This is a genomic window from Halorubrum sp. T3 (assembly GCF_000296615.1).
Taxonomy (GTDB): domain Archaea; phylum Halobacteriota; class Halobacteria; order Halobacteriales; family Haloferacaceae; genus Halorubrum; species Halorubrum ruber.
Window position 1 is genome coordinate 450292 of sequence record NZ_JH815330.1, and the last position, 21980, is coordinate 472271.

The 21980-nt window shown below is 68.7% G+C and carries 21 protein-coding genes; 10 read left to right on the top strand and 11 right to left on the bottom strand.

The features are described from left to right. Positions 1-68 precede the first annotated feature (68 nt). Positions 69-398, top strand: coding sequence for a ferredoxin family protein (locus tag B378_RS0111285; protein ID WP_017343887.1), 330 nt, complete (start codon positions 69-71; stop codon positions 396-398). Between the two features lie 583 nt (positions 399-981). On the opposite strand, the gene tmcA is transcribed toward B378_RS0111285, so the two are convergent. Further along, complete coding sequence (tmcA, locus tag B378_RS0111290) at positions 982-3261, bottom strand: tRNA(Met) cytidine acetyltransferase TmcA (protein WP_017343888.1); 2280 nt, start codon at positions 3259-3261, stop codon at positions 982-984. Positions 3262-3392: 131 nt separating this feature from the next. Between tmcA and B378_RS0111295 the strand changes: the two genes are divergently transcribed. Further along, on the top strand, positions 3393-3839 hold the full coding sequence (locus B378_RS0111295; RefSeq protein ID WP_017343889.1) for a UPF0179 family protein: 447 nt from the start codon (positions 3393-3395) through the stop codon (positions 3837-3839). A gap of 24 nt (positions 3840-3863) precedes the next feature. Here B378_RS0111295 and B378_RS0111300 read toward each other — a convergent pair whose 3' ends face one another. Beyond that, positions 3864-4589 carry a nucleoside phosphorylase gene (locus B378_RS0111300; RefSeq protein ID WP_017343890.1) on the bottom strand — a complete coding sequence of 242 codons (726 nt, stop codon included), beginning with the start codon at positions 4587-4589 and terminating at the stop codon, positions 3864-3866. 180 nt (positions 4590-4769) lie between these two features. Here B378_RS0111300 and B378_RS0111305 point away from each other — a divergent pair, with 180 nt between their 5' ends. From B378_RS0111305 to B378_RS0111320, 5 genes are all read left to right on the top strand, one after another. Next, complete coding sequence (locus B378_RS0111305) at positions 4770-4964, top strand: hypothetical protein (protein ID WP_017343891.1); 195 nt, start codon at positions 4770-4772, stop codon at positions 4962-4964. Positions 4965-5060: 96 nt separating this feature from the next. Further along, positions 5061-6479 (top strand): hypothetical protein, encoded by a 1419-nt coding sequence (locus tag B378_RS16820; protein ID WP_155118213.1) that lies wholly within the window; start codon positions 5061-5063, stop codon positions 6477-6479. Positions 6480-6663: 184 nt separating this feature from the next. Further along, positions 6664-8007 (top strand): hydroxymethylglutaryl-CoA synthase, encoded by a 1344-nt coding sequence (gene hmgB / locus B378_RS0111310; RefSeq protein ID WP_017343892.1) that lies wholly within the window; start codon positions 6664-6666, stop codon positions 8005-8007. A 134-nt stretch (positions 8008-8141) separates the two neighbouring features. Next, entirely contained in the window at positions 8142-8597 is a 456-nt protein-coding gene (locus B378_RS0111315) for a 30S ribosomal protein S19e (RefSeq protein ID WP_017343893.1), read from the top strand. Between the two features lie 305 nt (positions 8598-8902). After that, positions 8903-9427 carry an MOSC domain-containing protein gene (locus B378_RS0111320; RefSeq protein ID WP_017343894.1) on the top strand — a complete coding sequence of 175 codons (525 nt, stop codon included), beginning with the start codon at positions 8903-8905 and terminating at the stop codon, positions 9425-9427. Between the two features lie 29 nt (positions 9428-9456). Here B378_RS0111320 and ppc read toward each other — a convergent pair whose 3' ends face one another. Next, positions 9457-12159, bottom strand: a complete 2703-nt coding sequence (gene ppc / locus B378_RS0111325) for a phosphoenolpyruvate carboxylase (RefSeq protein ID WP_017343895.1) — start codon at positions 12157-12159, stop codon at positions 9457-9459. 224 nt (positions 12160-12383) lie between these two features. Here ppc and B378_RS0111330 point away from each other — a divergent pair, with 224 nt between their 5' ends. Both B378_RS0111330 and B378_RS0111335 read left to right on the top strand, forming a co-directional pair. Continuing rightward, positions 12384-13223 carry a cytochrome b gene (locus B378_RS0111330; protein ID WP_017343896.1) on the top strand — a complete coding sequence of 280 codons (840 nt, stop codon included), beginning with the start codon at positions 12384-12386 and terminating at the stop codon, positions 13221-13223. A gap of 91 nt (positions 13224-13314) precedes the next feature. Continuing rightward, positions 13315-13707 carry a hypothetical protein gene (locus B378_RS0111335; protein ID WP_017343897.1) on the top strand — a complete coding sequence of 131 codons (393 nt, stop codon included), beginning with the start codon at positions 13315-13317 and terminating at the stop codon, positions 13705-13707. A 70-nt stretch (positions 13708-13777) separates the two neighbouring features. Here B378_RS0111335 and B378_RS0111340 read toward each other — a convergent pair whose 3' ends face one another. From B378_RS0111340 to B378_RS0111355, 4 genes are all read right to left on the bottom strand, one after another. Further along, on the bottom strand, positions 13778-14212 hold the full coding sequence (locus tag B378_RS0111340) for a hypothetical protein (protein ID WP_017343898.1): 435 nt from the start codon (positions 14210-14212) through the stop codon (positions 13778-13780). Then, positions 14209-15222 carry a PGF-CTERM sorting domain-containing protein gene (locus tag B378_RS0111345; RefSeq protein ID WP_017343899.1) on the bottom strand — a complete coding sequence of 338 codons (1014 nt, stop codon included), beginning with the start codon at positions 15220-15222 and terminating at the stop codon, positions 14209-14211. Before B378_RS0111345 ends, B378_RS0111340 begins: the two co-directional genes overlap by 4 nt. A 69-nt stretch (positions 15223-15291) precedes the next feature. After that, positions 15292-15822, bottom strand: a complete 531-nt coding sequence (locus B378_RS0111350) for a DUF5817 domain-containing protein (protein WP_017343900.1) — start codon at positions 15820-15822, stop codon at positions 15292-15294. A gap of 418 nt (positions 15823-16240) precedes the next feature. Next, complete coding sequence (locus B378_RS0111355) at positions 16241-17113, bottom strand: inositol monophosphatase (RefSeq protein ID WP_017343901.1); 873 nt, start codon at positions 17111-17113, stop codon at positions 16241-16243. 117 nt (positions 17114-17230) lie between these two features. On the opposite strand from B378_RS0111355, the gene B378_RS0111360 reads away from it, so the two are divergent. Next, entirely contained in the window at positions 17231-17488 is a 258-nt protein-coding gene (locus tag B378_RS0111360; RefSeq protein WP_017343902.1) for a hypothetical protein, read from the top strand. Positions 17489-17584: 96 nt separating this feature from the next. Here the strand turns inward: B378_RS0111360 and B378_RS0111365 are convergent, their stop codons facing one another. The 4 genes from B378_RS0111365 to priS form a co-directional block, all read right to left on the bottom strand. Then, a complete protein-coding gene (locus B378_RS0111365; protein ID WP_237738336.1) occupies positions 17585-18685 on the bottom strand; it encodes a LamG domain-containing protein in 1101 nt (366 codons plus the stop codon). A gap of 100 nt (positions 18686-18785) precedes the next feature. Beyond that, positions 18786-19445 carry a DUF998 domain-containing protein gene (locus B378_RS0111370; RefSeq protein WP_017343904.1) on the bottom strand — a complete coding sequence of 220 codons (660 nt, stop codon included), beginning with the start codon at positions 19443-19445 and terminating at the stop codon, positions 18786-18788. A 9-nt stretch (positions 19446-19454) separates the two neighbouring features. Continuing rightward, the gene (locus B378_RS0111375) at positions 19455-20570 is read right to left on the bottom strand and encodes a hypothetical protein (protein WP_017343905.1); all 1116 of its coding nucleotides are present in this window, start codon (positions 20568-20570) and stop codon (positions 19455-19457) included. Between the two features lie 10 nt (positions 20571-20580). Continuing rightward, the gene (gene priS / locus B378_RS0111380; protein ID WP_017343906.1) at positions 20581-21744 is read right to left on the bottom strand and encodes a DNA primase small subunit PriS; all 1164 of its coding nucleotides are present in this window, start codon (positions 21742-21744) and stop codon (positions 20581-20583) included. Between the last annotated feature and the right edge of the window lie 236 nt (positions 21745-21980).

Sequence of the window (21980 nt, forward strand, 5' to 3'; positions counted from 1 at the left end):
TTCCGGCCGACCGACCGAATCCGTTCGTCGGGGAGTTTAAACCCGCGACCGGCGAAGCGAGGGCAACGATGGCCATCGACTCGAACTTCGAAGTGAACCGCGAGCGGGTCGGCGAGGAGGACGGCGTCGCCGTCTGGGGCCCCGTCGAACCGCCGGAGAAACAGGGGATCCGCGGCACCCACGTCGCGGTCGACTTCGACATCTGTCTCGCGGACGGCGCGTGTCTGGAGGACTGCCCGGTCGACGTGTTCGAGTGGGTCGAGACGCCGGGGCACCCGGAGTCCGAGCGCAAGGCGAACCCGGCCGACGAGGACCAGTGTATCGACTGTATGCTCTGCGTCGACGTCTGCCCGGTCGATGCTATCGACGTCGACCCCGGGCGCGAAAATCGCTTATAAATAGTTGGTGTCGCTGTTGGTCGTGTGGTGACGGATTGCGTCGTCCGAGTTGTTCTTTTATAAATAGTTGACAGCGGATCGGCGGTGAACATCTTCAAAGCCCCAGTCGCTCGGTTATAAGCCGCTGACTGTGAATCGGCGGTGAACACCTCCAAAGCCCCAGCCGCTCGTTTATAAACAGCTGGCTGTGGATCGGCGGTGAACACCTCCAAAGCCCCAGCCGCTCGTTTATAAACAGCTGGCTGTGGATCGGCGGTGAACACCTCCAAAGCCCCAGCCGTGAGGCCGCCGTACGCTCGCTGCGCGCTTCACTCGGTCGCTCACTCCGTTCGCTCCCTCGCTCCAGTGCTTACGTCGCCTACGGCGGCCTCACGGCTGCCCCTTTGAGTCCCGTCCCGCCCACGGCTCCGCACGGCACCTCACGCCTCCCCAGCCTCGTCGGGCGCATCCTTCGGGCTCCCTTCGGTCGCCCTCGGAGCGCCCGACTCCCTCGCGCGTGCGACTCGCGGCCGTCGCTTCGCTCCGGCCGCTCGCCGGCACGCGCCGCCGCAGATCTATTTATAAATAGTCGCCGCCGGTTCGTTCACTCGTTTATAAACCGCTCCCGCTCCTTTCGCGCGAACTCGGTACCGTACCGCTCCACGATCGGGACGAAGGCGTCGCCGAGCGCGCGCATACACGCGCTCGTCGAGACGAAATCCAACTCTTCGGCGACCTCCTCCCACGGCCGGCCCTGAAGCACTTTCCGGACGAGCAGGCGCTCCGCGCGGTCGTCGAGGTCGCTCCCCTCGATCAGCGCCGCGAGCGCGAGGTCGCGGAACGCGCCCGGCGCGGTGTCGTACATCCCCGGGCCGACCGACGCGCCCACGACCGAGCGCCACTCGATCTCGGTGAGGTCGACCGGGACCGGGGCGGAGCAGGCGCGGAGCGCGCCCCGGACCACGTCCGGGTCGACGTCGCGGTGGGCGTCCGAGAGCCCGTCGCGCTCGCGGTCCCGGAAGGCGACCGCGTGGCGGTCGAGCAGCTCCTGACCGGCCTCGGTCTCCGGCCGGAGCATGATCGCGGAGTACTCGCCCGACGCGTCGTTCCGGCTCGTCGAGAGGTGGACGGTGCGGTAGCCCGCCCGGCGCCAGAACCGGAGCAGGCGCGGCGTCGCGCCGTAGCCGACCGAGAAGTAGTCCATCTCGTCGCCGAACTCCGCGTGGACCTCGTCGAGCAGCCGCGAGCCGAACCCCGCGTCCCGGAGCGCGTGGTGGGTCGCGATCCGGACCGTCCGTAGCCCGCGCGGCTCAGCCGCGGCCTCATCGCGCAGCTGGCTCGTGAGCACGTCCGGCACCATGTTGCCGCGGACGCGCTCGCCCTCGTACATCCCGCGCCGCGTCTCGGCGTCGAGTCCCCCCTCGCGCGCGAGGAGCGCGACCGCGACCACGCGGCCGTCCGCGACGAGTGCCCGCGCGACGAGGTTCGGCGCGTCGAGCAAGCGCGCGAGGTCGTTCGGCTCGGTCCGGTAGTGCGCGGCGATGAGCAGCCCGAACGCCTCCCCGAGCAGCGTCTCGTCCGCGAGCAGGTCGGCCGGGTCGAGCGCGCGGTAGGTCGCGTCCTCGACGGACGCGCCGGAAACGGCCGTGTCGACCGCGGGCCGGGCGTCGAGCAGGAGCGCACGCGACGCCCACGCCTCGACGGGGTCGTTCCGCGCGTATCGGATCGGCTCGTCGAGTCGGATGTCGCGAACCGAAAAGTGCGAGTCGAGCAGTCGCTCGCGGAAGCGCACCGCGAACCCGCGGCCCGCCCCCTCGTAGCCGTGGACCGTCGTACAGAACGCGACCGCGGGCGCGTCGAGGAACCCCTCCAGCAGCCGCACCGGGAGTGCCGCCGCCTCGTCGACGACGACCGCGTCCGCCTCGGCCGCGACTTCCGCCGCGGCCGCGGGCGGCAGGAAGCGGACGCGACCGCCGGCCGGCGTCCGGAGGTCGCGCTCGTCGACCTCGCCGTCGTCGTGCTCGCTCTCGTCGTCGCCGTCCGTTTCCGCTTCGATCAGCTCCCGCGTCCGAGCGAACACCTCCGCCGCGTTCCGGAACGCGGGCGCGGTGACGAGTACGTCGCGTCCCCCGAGCGCGAGCGACCCCGCCGCGAGCCCCGCCGCGCTCGATTTCCCGCGCCCGCGGTCCGATTCGACCACGACGGCCGAGCCGGGGTCGGCGAGCCCCTCGAACGCCCGCAGCGCCCGCGACTGATCGGCCGTGAGACAGGCGCCGTACGCGGCCGCGGGAAACGTCGCGCCGGGCGGTGCGCTCGGCGGGTCGACGGATTCGCCCGGCCCGTCGCGCTGGTCGGTCCGCTCCCCGGTGAGTCCGTCGCGCTCTAGGCGGTCGCCCGCCTCGTCCCCAAGCGCGACGACCGCGATTCCGGGGTGCGTCTGGAGCGTCGAAACGAGGCGCTTCCGGAACCGGCCCGTCACGTCGTCGATGCCGAAGGGCGGCACCGCCAGCGAGTCGTCGAAGCGGTCGCGGACTGCCGGCCACTCGTCGAGCGCGGGCGTCAGAAGGATCAACAGCCCGCCGCCGTCGACCGCGCCGACCGCGCGGCCGAGCGCGTTCGGGACGAACCGCTCGTGGCAGTCGAGGACGACCGCTTCGCGGGTGCGCCCCAGTAGCCCGTCGGCGTTCCGCGGGCGCGTTTCATCGAATCGGAACCCCTCGCGTGTCGAGACCATCGTCACGTCTCTGTCGCCGACCCCGAGCGACTCGATCGCGTCGTAGGCGGCGTCGAGCGCGTGGTCGCGGTCGCCGGCGAGCACGAGGACGCGTCGCTCGTTCGCCCGCTCGGCCTCGGCGCGCAGGTCGCGCGCGACTCCCGCGATCATCTTCGCCCGTCGTTGCCGAGGCGCGGACATGTGTCTTGCCCTCCGGGCCGCCGTCGTCCTCGTTCCCGGGTCGCCTCGGTGGCGCCCGCGAAGGCGGGAGGCTTACGGACACTCGGCGCGTCACTCCGGGCATGACCACGGTCACGCTCATCGGGACCCGGCTCGCGGACGTGGGTCGCGAGTTCGTCTACGAGGGGGAATCGGCCGACTGCGAGGGATGCCCCTACCGCGGCCAGTGCCTCAACCTCTCCGAGGGCACCCGCTACCGGGTGACCGGGATCCGCGAGAACGCGCAGACGCTCGACTGCGCCGTCCACGACGCCGGCGTCCGCGCGGTCGAGGTCGAGCCCGCGTCGGTCCCCGCGAACGTCCCCTCGAAGCGCGCGTACGCCGGGAGCAAGGCGTCGCTCGCGGGTCCCTGCCCGCACACCGAGTGCCCGAGCCACGGCTACTGCGTGCCCGACGGCGCCGACTTCGACGAGGAGCGTGTCATCGATCAGGTGCTCGGCGAGCCGCCCCACGAGACGTGCGCGCTCGACCGCGACCTGACGCTCGTGGAGTTCCGCGCGGAGGACTGAGAACTCGACGTATCGATCGTCCGCCTACAGCGACGTGATCGCGTTCAGCGTGATCCGGATCGCACGCTCGACGTTGTCCTTCGCCTTCTCCGGCAGCTCGTCGTCGGAGTCCGCGCCCTTCTGTGAGCCCGCGACGAGGTTGCCGTCGACGGTGCAGATGGCGCCCGCCGCGAGCCCCTTGCGTCGCGCGAGCGAGAAGACCGTCGCCGCCTCCATCTCGATCGCGAGCAGGTTCGCGTCGTTCCAGTCGGCGACGTACTCGTCGTCCTCGTTGTAGAACGCGTCGTCGGAGACGATGGGGCCGACGTGGATCTCCTCGTCGTTGTCCTCGGCCGCCCCGACGAGCCCGGTGAGCACGTCGTAGTCCGGGACCGCGGGGTACACTTCATCTTCGTACCGCTTGCTCGTCCCCTCTTCCTTGGCCGCGCCCGTCGCGACGACCATGTCGCCGACCTCCATGTCGGGCTGGAGCGCCCCGCAGGTGCCGCAGCGGACGAACGTCTCGACGCCGACGCGCGAGAGCTCCTCGACGGCGATCGCGGCGGACGGGCAGCCGATTCCTGTCGAGCAGATCGTGAGGTCGGTTCCCTCGTAGCTCGCGTTCACGATCTTGTACTCGCGGTTCTGCGCGACGACCTCGCTGTCGTCACAGAGGTCCGCGATCCGGTCGACGCGCCCCGGGTCGCCAGGGATGACCGCGATCTCGTGAACGTCGCCCTCCTCGACCAGCAGGTGCGGCTGTTTCGCCATACGAGCCGGGACAGTCGCCGCGCGCAAAAACCGACCGGTCGGCGGGCGGGGTGACGGCGCAATTTAATATCGCGATATGTGATTTATCAAGGGCTTACCGTCCCGGCGGCTGCGTCCCAATTCGTCCGTGTGGCTCTGCCGATCGGCCGGTTTTATCGCCCGGACGCGCAAGGTTCGGGTATGTCCGACGCGAACGCCTCGGCCGACCTTGGCTCGACGATCGCCGCCCTCACGGTCGCCTTCCTCTTCGTCACGCTCGTCGCTGGGGCGCTGCTCGATTTTAACTGGACGCAGGCGGTGCTGCTCGGTGGCTTCGCGGGCGCTGTGGCCGTCGCGTCGGCGTGGCTGACGGAGCGACGAGCTGGCGGCGACTGACCTTGTTCGGTTTCGGTCCCGATCGGACCTGCCCGAGTATCGCGACTGAGAGGTCGGACGGAGGCTTTTATATCCGCTCGGCGTCGACACCGTACAATGCGATTCAGTCGCGACCGTCGGGGCCAGTCGGTCGTGGTCGGGACGGTGATCCTGTTCGGGTTCCTAATCTTAGCGCTCTCGCTGTATCAGGTACAGATCGTCCCGCAAGAGAACGCGGAGGTAGAGTTCCAGCATTTCGAAGAGGTTCGCAACGATCTCGTTGACCTCAGGGCAGGGATATTGCGGGCAGGCACTACTGACCGGGTACAGTACGAGACAGTTCGACTGGGAACTGATTATCCTCCCCGGCTGTTTGCGATTAACCCGCCGGCACCGTCGGGGACGATACAGACGAGGGGTCCATACAACATCAGTATTCACAGCGAATCAGGCGACACCGTCAACATCACGACCCGATTCATCCAGTACCAACCGAGGTACAACGAAATTGACCATCCGCCGACGTGGTACGACGCCTCTGTGCTGTATCTTGATGCTAACGAAGAGGGAGGTAGAGTCGTGATTATCGAAGATCAAAACCTTGTAAATGATGACGGTGAGGTTCGAATCACTGCCCTCCAAAACGAGTTCCGGCGAAGTGGAACCCAACAGACGACTCTTGAGCTTCGTCCGAGTCGAAACTCCACTGATAGGATTCCCGAAGGTGAGCTCACTATTAAGATTCCAACACGATTAAGCGGCGAGGAATACTGGGACAATGCTGACATCCCGGACAAGGTCTACGGCGGTGTCTCGGACGCCGGCGGTAATGGGGTTCACAACTTAACACTGAACACGACCCACGAAGAACTGGTAGTGGACACGGTCGGAATTCAGGAGAAGCCAACAGATTCAATCGCGAAGAATGGCAGCAGTGATGACGAGAATAATCAAGCTGTCGAGAATCGAATATTTGATATTGAGTGGTACGATCGAAATTCTGTTCCAATAGGCGATGTACAACTAAACGGGAGTATAAGCGCTAATGACGAACCCTTGGATAATGCTATTATCGACTTTTCGACTACGAATCCCGCGGTAGCATCTTTCAATCAAGAGAACACCACTACCACGAGCGTCGATGGTAACTTCACCGCGAATATTACCGCTAAACAGGAAGGCAATGTCACATTATTCGCCGCGTCTGGTGATGATGTCGATAACATCTCTGTCGAAGTTATTGCTCCGGTAAACCCGAGCCCGCCAATATTTGGTTCCCTAACTGCCAGTGGGAGCCAGCGGTCTGTTTCGTTTGACTGGAATATTGACGGTCAGTTTGACTCAGTCACGTTTGAAACTGATTCAGGTAGCGCGACGAGTACTGATCGTTCGGGTACAGTTTCTATTGGAAAAAGCCCTGGCAACCGTGATATAACAGCTATCGTAGAGGGACCTGGCGGATCCGAAACCTGTACCGCTACCATCGGTAATGACGGAGAATTGATAAAGCCTGACTTTACCTGTACTACTTCCTGACACGTCATAGAACATAATATTATTACAATCTTCCAGGCTCTGACTCAGTAGATTCGATGAATCACATATACCTGACTCTTAGAAAAGCCGTCCCTCGTATCAATTAAGTACTCTACTACTAGGTTCCACGATCGACGTAATACTCATCGACAAAGCCATATGCCAGTCTCGTGAACGACCGTGTATGACCGCAGTCGGGATCGACGGCATCGAGATCTGGACCGGGAAGCTCAAACTCGACCTGCCGGGCACGTTCGCGCCGGAGAAGGGCGACGACCCCGAGAAGTACACGAAGGGGCTCGGGCTCAACAACTCCTCGTTCCCGGACGTGTACGAGGACATCGTCACGATGGGGGCGAACGCCGCCAAGGGGCTGATGGACCGCAAGGGGCTCGAACCCGAGGACGTCGGCCGGATCGACGTCGCCACGGAGTCGGCGTTCGACCACTCGAAGCCCGTGTCGACGTACATCGCGGGCTGCCTCGAACAGGTGTACGACGGCGACTTCACCCACGCCAACAAGGGCGAGCGCAAGTTCGCCTGCCTCGCCGGTACGCAGGCGATAGACGACGCGTACAACTGGATCCGAGCGGGCCGGAACCGCGACCGTCCCGCGATCGTCATCACGACGGACACGGCGCTGTACGCCCGCGGCGACCCGGGCGAGGCGACGCAGGGCGCCGGCGCCGTCGCGATGCTGATCGACGAGGACCCCTCGCTCGTCGAGCTCTCGACCGATCAGGGGTACGGGTCGAAAGACGAGACGGACTTCCTCAAGCCGAACCAGCAGTTCCCCAGCGTCGACGGGAAGCGCTCGGTCCAGGTGTACCTCTCCCGGATGCGAGAGGCCCTGGAGGACTACGAGTCCGTTACCGACGACATCGAACTGGAGGACTTCGCGTACGCACCGTTCCACACGCCGTTCCCGGGGATGGTCCGGAAGGCGGCACTCTTAGCCTACCGGCACGTCATCCGCGACACGCCCCACGAGGACGCGCTCGCCGACGAGATCGGCCGCCAGCCCCGCGAGGACGAGTACGAGGACCGCGAGGCGTACGAGGAGGCGATCCGCGGGTACATGGACGAGCTGAAGACGACCGAGCAGTACCAGACGTGGTACGACACGGCCGTCGAGCCGACGCTCGGGCTCTCTCGCGAGGTCGGTAACTGGTACACCAGCTCCGTCCACATCGCCCGCGTGAGCGCCCTGCGCGACGCCCTGAAGCGCGACCGCGAGTTCGTCGGCGAGACGCTGCTCGTCGCCTCCTACGGCTCCGGCGCGCAGGCCGAGATCCACGCCGAGACGATCCGCGAGGGGTGGCGCGCGGAGATCGAGGGGCTCGACATCGACGCCCAGCTCGACGCCCGCTACGACCTCACGTGGGACGAGTACGAGGACGTCCACGACGTCCACGAGTACGACATGGACGTCGAACGCGAGATCGAGGAGTTCACCCAGCCGGACGGGGAGTTCGTCTTCACCGGCTGGGGGCGGATGAACGAGCGGAAGTACGAGTACGTCGAGTAGCGGCGCGGCCCCCGCGCTCGGCCTCGCTCCGATCCGCGAGTCGCCCGCAGCGGCCCGCAACCCCGTGAAAACGGCTCACACGGGCCGTACGCGATACGATGGTTTTAAACGACGCTGGCGTGAATCGACACCCAATGGTAACCATCTACGACGTGCCGGCCGACGACCTCATCGAGGCCGTCGCGGCGCGACTCGAGGACCGCATCGACGAGCCCGACTGGGTCGAGTTCGCCAAGACCGGCGCCGGCAAGGAGCTCCCGCCGGAGCAGGACGACTTCTGGTACGTCCGCTCCGCGAGCCTCCTGCGGAAGGTCGCCCAGAACGAGCCGATCGGCATCGAGCGGCTCGCGACCGAGTACGGCTCGAAGAAGCGCGGCTCGAACCGCTACGTCGTTCGCCCTGGCGAGCACGAGGGCGGCTCCCGCAAGCTCATCCGTTCGGCGCTCCAGGCGCTCGAAGAGGACGGACTCGTCACGACCGCGAGCGGCGAGGGGCGCCGCGTCTCCGACGAGGGCGAGGCGTTCCTCTCTGAGGTCGCGACCGAGGTCTTCGAAGATCTCGACCGCCCGGAACTCGAACGCTACGCGTAGATAGCTGTTTTCTCGTTTTCGACCGTACGAATCCGTTAGCGGCAGCCCTGCCGGGCCGGCCTCTGGATCCGTTAGCGACCGCTATTCCGCGTTAGACGGCCACTCGCCGGAGGGTTTCGTATCTCGGACGTTTCGACCGCACTCAGCCGATGTATTTCATATCGCTATACGAAATTGTGGGGTCGCCGACTTTCGCCTCCGTCCCGGTCCTCGCCTCCTTGGCCGACGTCGTCCCGCCGCCCTCGCCGCCAGCCTCTTGCTCCCTCGGCGCCGAATCCGGCCGTGACTCCGAGCGTGATTCGCGGATGACCGACTCGCAGGCCGGCGCGGTCGAACGGATCCACGTCGCCTCGGGAACGGGGGGCGACCCGGAGCCGCGAGCGGCCGTCGAGGCGGTCGCCGACCGGGGGCTTCGCGGCGACCGCTACTTCGACGGCGACGGGATCTACAACGAGCAGGCGGACTTGGAGCCGAGCGACGTGACGCTGATCGCGGGCGAGGCGCTCGCGGTCGCGGCCGAGGAGTTCGGCGTCGACCTGACCGCGGGCGCCCATCGACGCAACCTCACCACGCGCGGCGTCGCCCTCGACGACCTCGTCGGCGAACGGTTCCGGGTGGGTGAGGCGGTGTTCGAGGGGCTCGGTCACTGCGAGCCCTGCGGGTACATGGCGGACCTCGCGGAGGAGGCGGACGCGGCGGCCGCGCTCGATGGCCGCGGCGGACTCGACGCTCGGATCGTCGAGTCGGGAACGATCGCGGTCGGGGACGACGTGGTTTGGTCGCCCGCCGGCGACGCAGACGGGGAGCCCGCCGGCGACGCGGACAGGTGAAGGAGGACGCCGGGCGGGAGACGCGCTGACTATCCCGTGTTCTTCATCCCGGCGGCGATGCCGTTGACGGTGAGTCGAAGGGTGCGCTCCTCCTCGTCGGTGCGGTGGGTACGCCCGAGGAGGTTCGCCTGGAGGAGGTTCAGCGGGTCGACGTAGGGGTTCCGGCGGTCGAGGCTCTCTTCGAGCCACTCGCGCCGGAGCAGCTGGTCGCGGCCGCTAATCTCTAAGACCAGTTCTCGCCCGCGCTCGTACTCGCCGACGAGTTCGGGGAAGAAGCGCTCGCGGAGGTCGTCGTCCGCGAGGTCGGCGTACTCCGCGGCGATCTCCGGCTCGGTGCGCGCGAGCGCCAGCGACGCGTTGTCGAGGGTCGTCTGGAAGAACGGCCACTCGTCGAACATCTCGCGGAGCGTCTCTAACCCCTCCTCCTCGCCGACCTCGTCGAGGTAGGCGTCGATGCCGGAGGCGATCGCGTACCACCCGGGGAGGATGAGCCGGGTCTGGGTCCACGAGAACACCCACGGGATCGCCCGCAGGTCCTCGACGCTGCGCTCGCCCGAGCGCGAGGCGGGCCGGGAGCCGAGGTTGAGGTCCTCGACGACGCTGATCGGCGTCGCCTGCTCGAAGTAGGAGACGAACCCGTCCGTGTTCAGGAGGTCGCGGTACGTCTCCCGCGCCGCGGGCGCCATGATCTCCATCGCCTCGACCCAGCGGTCGGGCACGTCCTCGACCGGCTCCTCGTTCGCCTCCTTCCGGGCGCGGATCTGCGCGTCGAGCATCTGTTCGAGCTCGCGCTCGGCGATCCGCGGGTTGGCGTACTTCTCGGCGATCGCCTCGCCCTGCTCGGTGAACTTCACCTGGCCGGTGACGGTCTCATTCGGCAGCGCGAGCAGCGCCTCGTTCATCGGGCCGCCGCCGCGCGAGATGGAGCCGCCGCGGCCGTGGAACAGCCGGAGCGTCACGTCCTCCTCGCGGCAGAACCGGGCGATCCGGCGCTGGTTCTCGTAGAGATCCCAGTTCGCCGCGAGGAACCCGTTCTCCTTGTTGGAGTCGGAGTAGCCGAGCATCACCTCCTGAACCTCGCCGCGCGCCTCCAGCGCGGTCGCGTACGCCTCGTTCTCGAAGAGGGTTCCGAGGATGCGCTCGGCGCCGTTAAGCGCGGACTCGGTTTCGAGGAGCGGGACCACGTCGACCGCGCAGTGGTCGGGCAGGGAGACGACGCCGACCTGATCGGACAAGAAGAGCACCTCCAGCACGTGGCTGGGCTCCTCCGTCATCGAGATGCAGTAGGTGTCGATCGCCTGCTGGCCGTACTCCTCCTGCCACTCCGCGAACGACTCGAACCGTTCGAGGACGCGCTCGGTCGTCTCCGAGACGTCGCCGGGCTCGTCGATGTCGACGACCGGCTCCTCTTGAAGGATCGCCTCGGTGAGGAAGTCGACGCGCTCGTCCTCGTCCATCCCCTCGTAGTCGACGCCCTCGACCGCGACCGCCTCGGCGACGGCCTCAGTGTGGTTCTCACGGTGGTCGCGTAAGTCGAGCGACGCCAGCGTGAGCCCGAACGTGTCCACCTGCCGGCGGAACGGCTCGACGAAGGATTCGAGGACCGACTCCTGGCCGTCCTCGCGCAGCGACTCGGCGATGACGTCGAGGTCGTCGAGGAAGGCGTCGCCGTCGGGGTACTCGCCCGGGCGGACGTCGTTGACGCGGTCGAGGCGCTCGCGCATCAGCCGGAGCTTCTGCCGGTACGGCTCGTCGGGGTAGCGCTCGCGCGCCTCCTCGACGACCGTCGGGAACCGCTCGGCGTCGGCCGCGAGCGAGCGCGCGAGCGCGTCGCCGGCGGCGTACCGGTCGCCGTCCTGGCTCAGCACGGCCGAGAGCCGCTTACACCGGTCGCGGTACTTCTCGACGGCGACCTCGCGCTGGCGTTCGAGCGTCTCGTCGGTCACCTCGGGGGTGACGAACGGGTTGCCGTCGCGGTCGGAGCCGGCCCACGAGCGGAACTCGAAGAGCTTCGGGCAGTCGACGTCGTCGTACTCCTTCGAGATGGTCTCCTCGAACTCCTCGTAGGCGTCGCCGACGACGTCGAAGAGGGTGTTCTCGAGGTACCACTGGACGTTTCGCGCCTCGTCTTCCGGCTCGGGCGCCCGCTGGCGGACCTGCCGGGTGCCCCAGAGGCTGGTCACCTCGGCGGTGACGTCGCGCCAGACGGCGCGCCGCTCGCGGTCGGTGAGGTTGCGCTCGTCGAGCTCCCCGAGGTGGTTCGCGATGGAGCGGAGCTTGGACTTCACCGTCGAACGCCGGGCCTCCGTGGGATGGGCGGTGAACGTCGGCTCGATGAGCACGTCGGCGAGCAGCTCCTCTAACTCGTCGGCGTCGACGCCGGCCTCGGCGAACTCGGCGATCGTCGCGTCGAAGGAGTCGTGGAGGGCGGTCCCGTCGTCGGCGTTCCGGACCGCGCGGACGCGCTCGCGCTCCTCGGCGAGGTTGATCAGCTCGAAGTAGGTCGTGAACGCCCGGGCGACGACCTCCTCGCGGGTCGTCGAGAGGTCGTCGACCGCCTCGTGGAGGGCGTCGCGGTTCGGGGCGTCTCCCCGTCGATAGTCGATCGCCGCGTTCCGAAGCGTCTCGACCGTCTCGTACGCCTCGGTCGAGGCCTGCGCGGCCAATACGTCTCCCACCAGCGCCCCGAGTTCCCGAACGTCCGTCCGCACGTCCCGATTGTGCAACTCCATACCACGCACACTGCGGTCGCGATCGGTTAAAACCGCGGTCTGAACGAATGTTTGCCTCGGTTCCGAGTTAATTCAGTCACGAACGTTCCTGTGTAACCGGCGCCGAGACGCCGCGGTCGTCGGTGCCCCGACTCGAGGCGTCGGTGTCGACCGACGAGGGCTCCGATTCTCGCCTCGGTGGAGGGTTCGTCACCCTTTTTACCGATCCAACCCCAGAAGCGGGTATGAGTGCGTCCGACAAGTATCCGTCTGAGTCCGGGCGGCGACGCTTCGTGAAGGGCGTCGTCGGCGGCGCGGCCCTCGCTGGGGTCGGCGCGATGGGGTCGGCGACCGTGAACACCCTGACGACCGCCGGCGGGGTCGGCGGCGGGTCGACGATCGCGAAGACGATCGCGCAGACCGGCGGTCCGGCGCCCCGCGGGCTCCCGCAGATTCCGGTCCAGGTCACCGACGACGGCTACGTCGAGGGGATCTGGCCCGAGACGACCACCGTCACCCAGGAGGGTCAGGAGATCGAGGTCGCCCAAGAGGAGCTCGGCGGATTCACCTACGCCGGCGCGTGGTTCCAGTACTGCGGCGTCGAGTCCCAGGAGAACGTCCAGCCGAACTTCGAGTCGGACAACCTGTTCCGGTCCGCGAGCGCCCCGCCGTACGACTGGCAGTCGAACACCTACTCGGGCGGCGACCGGATCCATATCGACGACTTCTCGGACTACACCGAGTGGGGCAACGGGATCGGCAGCGACGGCGTCGGCAAGCCGGCGTCGGTCACGTGGCGCTCCGAGGACGCCGAGACGAACCTCGGCGCGATCGTCATCCGCTCGCCCCAGATCGAGGAGGCGGCCCAGAACGACGAGTGGCTACAGGCGTCGACCGACCAGGGGTTCATGGCGTATCTCAACGTCTGTACCCACTTCTGTTGTATCCCGGGCTACAAGGTGTTAGAGGAGTCCGCCCGCTACGACGCCGCCAACGGGACCTACTGCGTCTGCCACCAGTCGACGTACGACCCGTTCACCATCGAAGAGGCGCTGTTCATCGCGCGGCCCCGCCCGGAAGAGTAACGCGTCCGTCGCAGACCCGTCTTTCTCCTCCCGATCGGCGTCCCGCACAGCCGTCGCCGCGCTTTTCACGCCGCTCGCCCGAGGGACTGACATGAGCGAGGACGACCCCGCAGACGCCGACGCGCCCGACGGAGCGGATCGCTCCGAGACCGCCGACGGCTCGACGGACGCCGCCGACGCGCCTTCCGGCGACGAGTTCGAGACGGAACTCGCCCGCGCCCGCGACCTCCTCGACGGCGACGGCGTCGACGCGGTCCACGTCGGCGTCGTCCGCGACGGCGAGGTCGACACCACGTTCGCCCAGCGCACCGACGACGACGCCGACGGCGCCGGGCTCCGGGCGCTCGCGCTGCTCGCCGCGCACGTCAGGCTGGTCGCGGGCGAGGCGGGCGTCGAGCCCTCTACCGTCGCCGGCGACGCCGCGACGCTCGCGGGACAGGTCGAACAGATCCCGGCCAGCACCGACCAGATCCCCGACGAGTAACGGCCCCGTCGCGCCGGTCACCGCTCGGTCCGTTCCCGCGCGGTCACCGCTCGGTCCGTTCCCGGCGCGATTACCGGTCGGCGCCGTCGGACTCCGTCGCGCGGATCCGGCGGAGCTGGTGGGTCACGCCCGCGAGCGCGACGAGCAGGACCGCGAGGTTGAACACGGCGAGCGCGACGGACTGGTAGGCCGGGTCGAACCACGTGCGGATCGCGTTCCCGGACTGGCTGTAGAACCCCCAGCCGGCGATCACCGCGAGCAGCGACAGCGCGGCCAGCCCGACCCGGTCGAGCAGGCCGCGGAGGTCGTCGGTCGAGAGGCGGTCGAAGCCGGAGGGGTCGCTCCCCCCGGTCTCCTCGTCTGCGTCGGTACGGTCGGCGTCCGTCTCCGTGTGGTGGGTCGCGTCGGTGTCGTCTGTCATGGGCTGTGGTGAGTCGCGGGCGTGATCGCTGTCGCGGGTCGATTCGTCGTCTCTCGGGCCGTCGCGCGGCTGTTTGTCGGTCATCGCCGCCTCCGCGCGGTCAGCGCCGCGACGACGAGCGCGACGAGCGCGACGAGCGGGCCGAAGCCGGGCGTCGAGCCGCCGGTGGCGCCGTCCGTTGGCGCGCGATCGGCGCCGTCACCGCCCTCGCCGCCGACGTCGTCGCGCTGGAAGTCCTCGACGGAGAACTCCACGTCGCGGACGGTCTCGTTGGCGGTGATCGTCTCCCGCGGGTTCAGGTTCGCGACGCCTTGCGTCTCGTCGACGAGCACGTCGTCGTCGAACAGCGCGGCGTCGACGTAGTAGTTGTAACCGGCCGGCACCTCGACGGTCGTCGTCACGGTGTCGGTACGGCCGGGGCGGACGGTGCCGACCGTCTCCGTCGCGTCCGCGGCGATCACGTTCGACTCCGCCTGCCGGAGGTAGAGGCGGAGGTCGACGTCCTCGCTGGCCTCGTCGCCGCGGTTCGTCACCGAGACCGACGCCGACAGCGTCGCGGTCTCGTTGTCGGCCTCGACGACGCTCACGGCGACGGTCGGCCAGACGGACCCGTCGGTGAAGCCGACCTGCGTGTCCGCGTAGTCCGGCGTGAGCGCCGCGACGCCGGCGACGCGCGTGGTCTGTTGCTCGCGGCGCTGGCCGTCCGCGAAGACGACCGTCTCGATGCGGTAGCCGCCCTCGCGCTCGACGGTCACGGTGCCGTTGACGGTGCGTTCGCCGTCGAAGTCGACGTCGCCGACGTCGACGGTGGTCTCGTCGACGAGGAGGCCGGACTCGGCGCCGATAGCGCGGTGGCGGACCGTGACGTTCTCGACCGGCGAGCCGCGGTGGCGGAGGTCGGTGCCGAGCCGGAGCTCGGCGGTCTCGCCGCGCACGTCGCCGGGCGCGACGGTCGCGCCGGCGACGCGGATGTCCCCGGGCGGTTCGTCCGTCGCTCGCGGGTCGCTGATGGCGCCGGGCGCGGCGACGGCGCCGACCGCGCTCGCGACGAGGAGGGCGGCGGCGGCCGCCAGGAGGGCCGTACGGGTGTCCATGTGGGACCCGTCACGAGCGTAATATAAGTGCTTTGTCCGGGATTCGCTCCGAGGCGTCCGGAATCGGCCTCAGAGGACGCGATACCGCCCGTTCGACTCGGTGACTTCGCCGCGGCGCGAGAGGCGGGTCAGGATCTCGCGGGCCGCGTCGGCGGGAACCCCCTCTGCCGCGGCGCGCTCCACGACCGCCGCCTCTGTGGGGTCGTCGACCGCGTCGACCGCGTCGCGAACGACCTCGGTTCGGCTCCGGGAGCCGCCTCCGCCGCCCTCCGCGCGCTCGCCGGCCTCGTCGACCGCATCTGCGTCGAGCCCCGACGCTTCGAGGTACTCGCGGTCGTCGATGCCGGCGTCCTCGACGGCCGCTTCGAGGTCGGCGACGTGGTCGACCTCCGCGAACGCGGCGCTGTCGCCGCGCTTCTTCGCGAGCAGGGCGGACCGCGCCTCCCGCGCCGCCGCGCGGTCCTCGGACTCGAAGAAGCGCTTGAGCTTCGCGGTGCGGTGGGTCTTGCCGCACCGCGAGCACTGCGCCGTCTCGCTCGTCTCCGGGTCCGTCACCAGCCACATGTTGGCGCACTCGTTGCAGCCGACGACCGCATACATACGAGGGGATTCGCCGGCCCCGAATTTGAACCCTCGGCTGTACGTTGTACTCGCTGTGACGGTGGTCACCATCGAAGCCCCAGCCGCTCGGCCATACGACGATACTGCTTATAAGTAGCGAAGCGACACGAACGCCATCGAAGCCCCAGCCGCGAGGCGGTCAGACGCTCGCTGTGCGCTTCAGTCGCTCACTGCGTTCGCTCCTTCCAGTGCTTGCGTCGCCTCTGACCGCCTCGCGACTGCCCCTTCGAGTCCCGCCCGCCCGCACAGCCCCGCACCTCTCACCTCCCCAGCCTCGGCGGACGGCCCGGCGCAGGCGGAGCCGCGCCGGGCCGCCGCCTCCCTCGCGGGCACCTCGCGGCCGCCGAGGGCGGCCGCTCGGCGGCGCGCCGCCAATATTTCATATAAATAGCCGCGCTCAATCGGGGTCCTCGATCGCTCGGGCGGCCGCAAGCACCTCGTCGTGGAGGGCGCCGTTCGAGGCGACCAGCCCCGTCGAGTCGTGGCGCCACCGCTCTCCGTCCAAGTCCGTCACGCGCCCCCCGGCCTGTCGGATCACGAAGACCCCCGCAACCGTGTCCCAGGGGTTCGCCGCGACGTTCGTGATCGTTCCCTCCAGCCCGCCGGCCGCGACCGTCGGGAGCACCACCTGCGCGGCGCCGAACCGACGCATGTCGCCGAAGCGCGTCACGATCGCCTCGCAGGCGCGGGCGTACTCGTCGCGGGCGTCGTAGGCCCACCAGATCGTCGGGTCGACGGCGGCCTTGCGGGGCTCGCTCACGTCGCTCACCGCGATCGGCTCGCCGTTGCGGTACGCGCCCGTGGCGTCGGCGGTGTAGGTGTCGCCGAGCGCGGGCGCGACGATCGCGGCCGCGACGGGTTCGCCGTCGACGACGGCCGCGACCGCGGTGGCCCACACGCGCACGTCGCGGACGTAGTTGTTCGTCCCGTCGATGGGGTCGATCACCCACGCGGGCCCCTCCTCGGGGACGGTCTTGCGCTCGTCTTCCTCCTCGCCGACGACCGCGTCGTCCGGGTACGACTCGCGGATCGACTCGATAACGGCGCGCTGGGCCGCGCGGTCCGCCTCGGTCACCACGTCGTCCTCGCCCTTCGTTTCCACCGCGATGTCGCTCCGGAAGTGCTCGTGCGCGACCGCAGCGCCCGCCTCCGCGGCGCGCTTCGCGACCGCGGCGCGCTCGGCGACGTCGTCGGCGCGCTCCGCGACGGGGGGCACGGACTCGTCGCCGCGTCCGGTCGCGTCGGCGTTGCGCTCGTCTGCGTCGGTCATGGCGCCAGTCGCCGCTCCGGCGGCGTATAAACGTCGGTTCGACGCCGCCGACCTGATGGAATTAACTCAGTTCCGAATCCGAGTACCTTTAAGTGGGTCGCGGCCGGTGGATCGGACATGGAACCAGAGGAAGCGGTCCGTCAGCTGGAGTACACCATCGACGCCTCGCTCGACGAGATCGGTCAGCGCGCCGCCGCCGGCTACCGACCCACCTTCGAGCGCGTGGCCGAGCGCGCGGACGGGAGCGCGGTGTACGACCTCGCGGGCGAGCTCTGCCAGGACGTCGTCGCCGGCTCCTGTCCGTCGCCGGCGGAGGCGAACGCGGTCGCCGAGCGCGTGCTCGACGACTGGGCGTACACCGACGGCGGGGAGTAAGAGAAATCAGAAGTAGTTATTAGCACTGTCCGACGCTCCCAGTCGATTCCCGTCCGAAATCCAATCGGTAGGTCCTGTTTCGAGTTATCTGAGTAGTTACGAATCCGTCTCGTTGAACAGCTCAGTAACTTCGCTTTCCGAGAGCGCACGATTGTAGATACGAGCGTCGTCGATGCGGCCCTCGAAGAAGAGCCCATTCAGATGTGCCGGAGCTCCTAGAGCAACCTGTGAGGAACGACTCACCAGCGTGTCACCGGCTGCGACCGTCGTTTCGTCCACTTCATTCCCGTCTAAGTAGAGACGAACTGCGTCACCGCTCTCGAACGTCATCACGACGTGATGCCACGCATCGCCCGCAACCGAAATCGTCCCGGAAACTTCGAGCCCGTCTTCATCGGCGGTGTCGACGACCGTCCGCGGCTCCGTCGCGCTATGATCCAGTCCAATATTGTACTGTCGATTTCCGACACCGGGCTTTTCACGAGAGATGATCCGTTCGTAGCCATCCTGACCGCTGGCGGGTTTCACCCAGGCGGCGAGACTCAGTGACTCCGTGAGGTCGAGGCTCGGATCGTCGGGAATTCCCACGTAATCGTCGCTACCGTCGAACGACCCCGCCTCCCCTACCTTTCCGTCGACAGAAGTGACGCCCTCGACCGTTCCATCGTTGGTACCGATCTCGTCGACGGCAGTCCCGCTCTCGACGTCATCGAGCGGCCAGTAGCTCACGAGCCCGTCGGCCGGTCCGTCCACCGTGGTCCCACCTCCACCGACGACGTCTCCGGACGCCGGATTGTTCACGTCGGCTCGAACGGTCATCGTCAGCTCTTGATCGTCGTCGACGTCGAGGTCGTGCGTGTCCACGTAGACGCCGATGTCCGCCGACGAGCCGGTCGGGAGGTAGAGCACGTCGTCTTCGCTGTCGCGGAGCTTGTCGCTGGGGTCACCGTTCGGATAGAGCCAGACGTCGGTGTCCACGCCGCCTGTGTCGAAGCCGTCCGTCGAACCGCTGAACGTCGCCCAGACGTACACCCCCTGGGTGCCCTGGTTGACGATCTGGAACACTTTGTCGAAGTTGTAAACCGAGTCTGTGCCGAGTCCGGATCCGTCGTTGCCGTTCTCGGAGAAGTCCAGCGCGAGGACGTCGCCGTCGGTGGAAGCGAACTGGTTCCCGTTGGGGGAGTCCAGCGGTTCCATCGCGAGGTAGGCGTTGGCGTCGTCCGCGACCGAGACGGAGACGTCGCGGGCGCCGCCGAGGAACTCCAGCTCCATCGGTGCGCCGTAGCCGCCCGCGGCGTTAGTGTCCGTCGGTCGGGCCGCCGGGGGGAGACCGGACCGCCCCGGCGACCGGCGCCGGCCCGACGACCCACACCCACGCGGCGAGCATGAGCGCCCCCGGCAGCTCCGGCAGCGCGAGTCCGGTCACGGGCCACCACCCGGCGGCGAACGTCGCCCAGACCGCGACGTGGACCGGGGCGAACGCGAGCGCGACGCGGCCGGTCAGCTCTCCTCGCCTGCCCCATCCGTCGACGGCGAACACCAGCGTGATCAGTCCGTAGAACCCGATCGCCGCCGGTCCGTGGAGCGGCTCGGTGAGGTCGAAGAGGCCGACGCCGGCCATCGCGACCATCGCGAGCGCGAGGAGGAGCGCCCGGAACGGGCGACCGGTTCGTCCGAGGCGGACGGCGTAGCAGACGCCCGCCGCCCCCCCGGCGATCAGCCCCCAGTTGAACGCGACGGCGCTCTCGTCGCGGACGCCTAAGTCGGAGAGCGCGTCGGCCGTCCACGAGAAGGTCGGATCGAGGAGTACCGCGAGCGCGATTCCGCCGAGCGCCGAGAGCGTCGCGACGGCGCCGCACGCGGCCGCGACACGCCCGACTTCGGGAGAACGGGATTCCGCGTCGGTGCCGCCCTGATTGCCGGCCGAGGAGGGCGCAGAGGGGGCGGAGGGCGCCATCGACGCCCGTTAGTCGATCCGCTCGGCGGCGTCGCGCTGGACCAGCGGGTCGGCGTTCTCGACCGGGAGGGAGACCACGTCCTCGCTCGCGAGCTCGTACTCCCGCTCGTCGACGCCGAAGATGGCCCCGACGTCGCGGGTGATCCGGACCGTGGCCCGATCGGTGCCCTGATCCGATTCCGGACCGGCGCCCGGCTCGCCGCCCGCCGTCGCTTCGGGGACCGGTCCGCCGTCCGTCGTCGCTCCGGGGTCAGCCGCGTCGTCCGATTCGCCCGCAGAGGGGTCGGTGGCAACGCCGTCGGGCTCGTCGCTCGCGCCGTCGCCCGCGTCGACGCCGACCGCTCCCGGCGGCGCCGGCTCCGGCGGCACCGGCGTCGGCTCGTCGTCGCCGTCGGTCGCGGCGCCGTCGGTCGGCTCCGTATCGGGAGAAGCGACCTCGCCGTCGGCCGCGGCGCCCTCGGTCGGTTCGGGTGGTGCGTTCGGCGGCGATTCCGCCTCGCCGCCGCCCATCGCTCCGGCGAGCGCGTCCGAGGCGGCGGGGCCGTCGCCGGCGTCCGCCTCCTCGGAACTCGGACCCGTCGGATCCACGCCCGTCGGATCCGTTTCCGCCGGCTCAGCGTCCGTCTGGGACGCGCCGGTTTCGGGGGTCGAATCGCTCGGTACCGGATTGCGCGACTCCGCGGCGTCGGTGGAGACCGGGGTCTCGTCGGCGGTCTGGGCCTCGTCCGGCACCGGCGACTCGCCGGCGAGCACGTCGAGGACCTCGGACTTGTTCGCGGTGATGCGCTCGACAAGGTCGTCGAACAGCCGGCGTTCCTCGGTCGTCATCCCCTCCTCGTCGACCGACATGTCGGCCGCGGCGAAGGAGGCGAGCTTGACGACCTTGCCGACGCGGCGCTCGTACAGCGCCTCGGCGACCTCCTCGGCGGTCTCCACCTCGTCGGAGAGCCGGCGGACGTCGTCGTCCTCGAACGGGTTCTCGACCTGCTCGGCGCGGCGGTCGCGCGCGGCGCGGAGGTCCGCGACGTACGCGCCCACGTCGTCGTAAAACGAGTCCCGCAGGTGCTGGAGGCTGTCCTTGCGGCGCTCCTTCGCCTGCGCGGACCGGAGTTCGTCGAGGTTCATTTATATTCGGTCATCGTTCGGGGGCTTTCCGCGCCTCGCCGCGGGCCATTAGGAAGGCTCCCGCGAACTCGGGCACGGTGTTTCTACCGGATTCAACTCTGACGCGCTCGCCGTTTAATTCTACCGTCCGATCCGCGTCCGTCTCGATCCGGATCTCGCGGCCGACGAACCGGTCCGGGACGGCGTCCCGAAGGGGGTCGAAGTCGGCGAGCTCGTCGCGGTCGAGCGGCGTGACGACCAGCGCGGAGCCGCCGTGGAGCGTCCCCGGGAGCCGGATGAGCCGCCGCGTGTCGGTGGTCACCGGCTCGTCGATCGGCGCGGCGTCGGTGGCGGCGACGCGCGACGCCAGCGCGGAGACGAGCCGACGCACGCCCGGCCCGCCGGCCTCCACGTTGCCCTCGCGGACCGCGGTCGGGTTCCGGTCGAACGCGCCGAGAATCGTCTTCGCGCGCCCCTCGCCGATCCCGTCGAGCTCCATCAGGCGCTCGCGGGCGGCCTCGTCGTCCATCTCGCGGAGGTCGTCGGCGTACTCGATCAGGGCCTCGTGGACGCGCGCGCCCCACCCGCCCTCGGTCCGGAGGACGCGCTTCGTCGTGCCGCGGTCGGAGACGGTGCGGATCAGGCCGTCGGTGTCGAGGTCGATGGCGCGCACGTAGTCGACGATCTCGCGGCGCGCCTCGCTGTCTAACTCCCGGACGTCCTCGTCGCGGACGTGGACGTGGTAGCCGCGGCCGCCCGAGAAGACGACGGTCACGTCCTCGAACGCGAAGTCGTCGTCGAGGAAGTCCAAAAGCCGCAGGAGGGCGTCCTTACACGCCGCCAGCATCTCCGGGTACGAGGTGGTCTCCGGGTCGACGCCGGGGAGGTGGTCGGCGTCGAGGTCGAAGACGAGGTCGGCGTTGCGCCACCCCTTCTGTCCCATCGTCGCCGCGCCCGGGTTGTCGTAGCGTGCGGCCGAGAAGTAGGCGTGTCGGGGGGCGTTGTCCGCGAAGAACGTGTCGACGTCGCCGAGGTCGAACAGCGACTGGTGGCGGACCATCGTCGTGCCCGACCCGGGGGTCCACGGGATGTGACCCCACTCGCGGAGGTTCGCGTCGGGCGGGAGCGACAGCGAGACCGACCGGTAGTAGTCGCCGAACCGCCCCCGGAGGTACTCGCGGGTCCGGTCGTCCATCGTCTCCTCTCGTACCCGCGGTCGACGTATCAACGTTACCGTTCGCGGGCGACCGCGACAGCAACCGTTTATAAATAAATCAAGCAGTCGGCGCGTGCCTGCGAGCGGCCGCCCTCGGCGGCCGCGAGGCAGCACGCGCGAGGGAGTCGGTGGTCCGGAGCGAAGCGGAGGACCACCGACGAGGCTGGGGAGGCGTGAGGCTGCGGTGCCGTGCGGGGCGGGACTCAAAGGGGCAG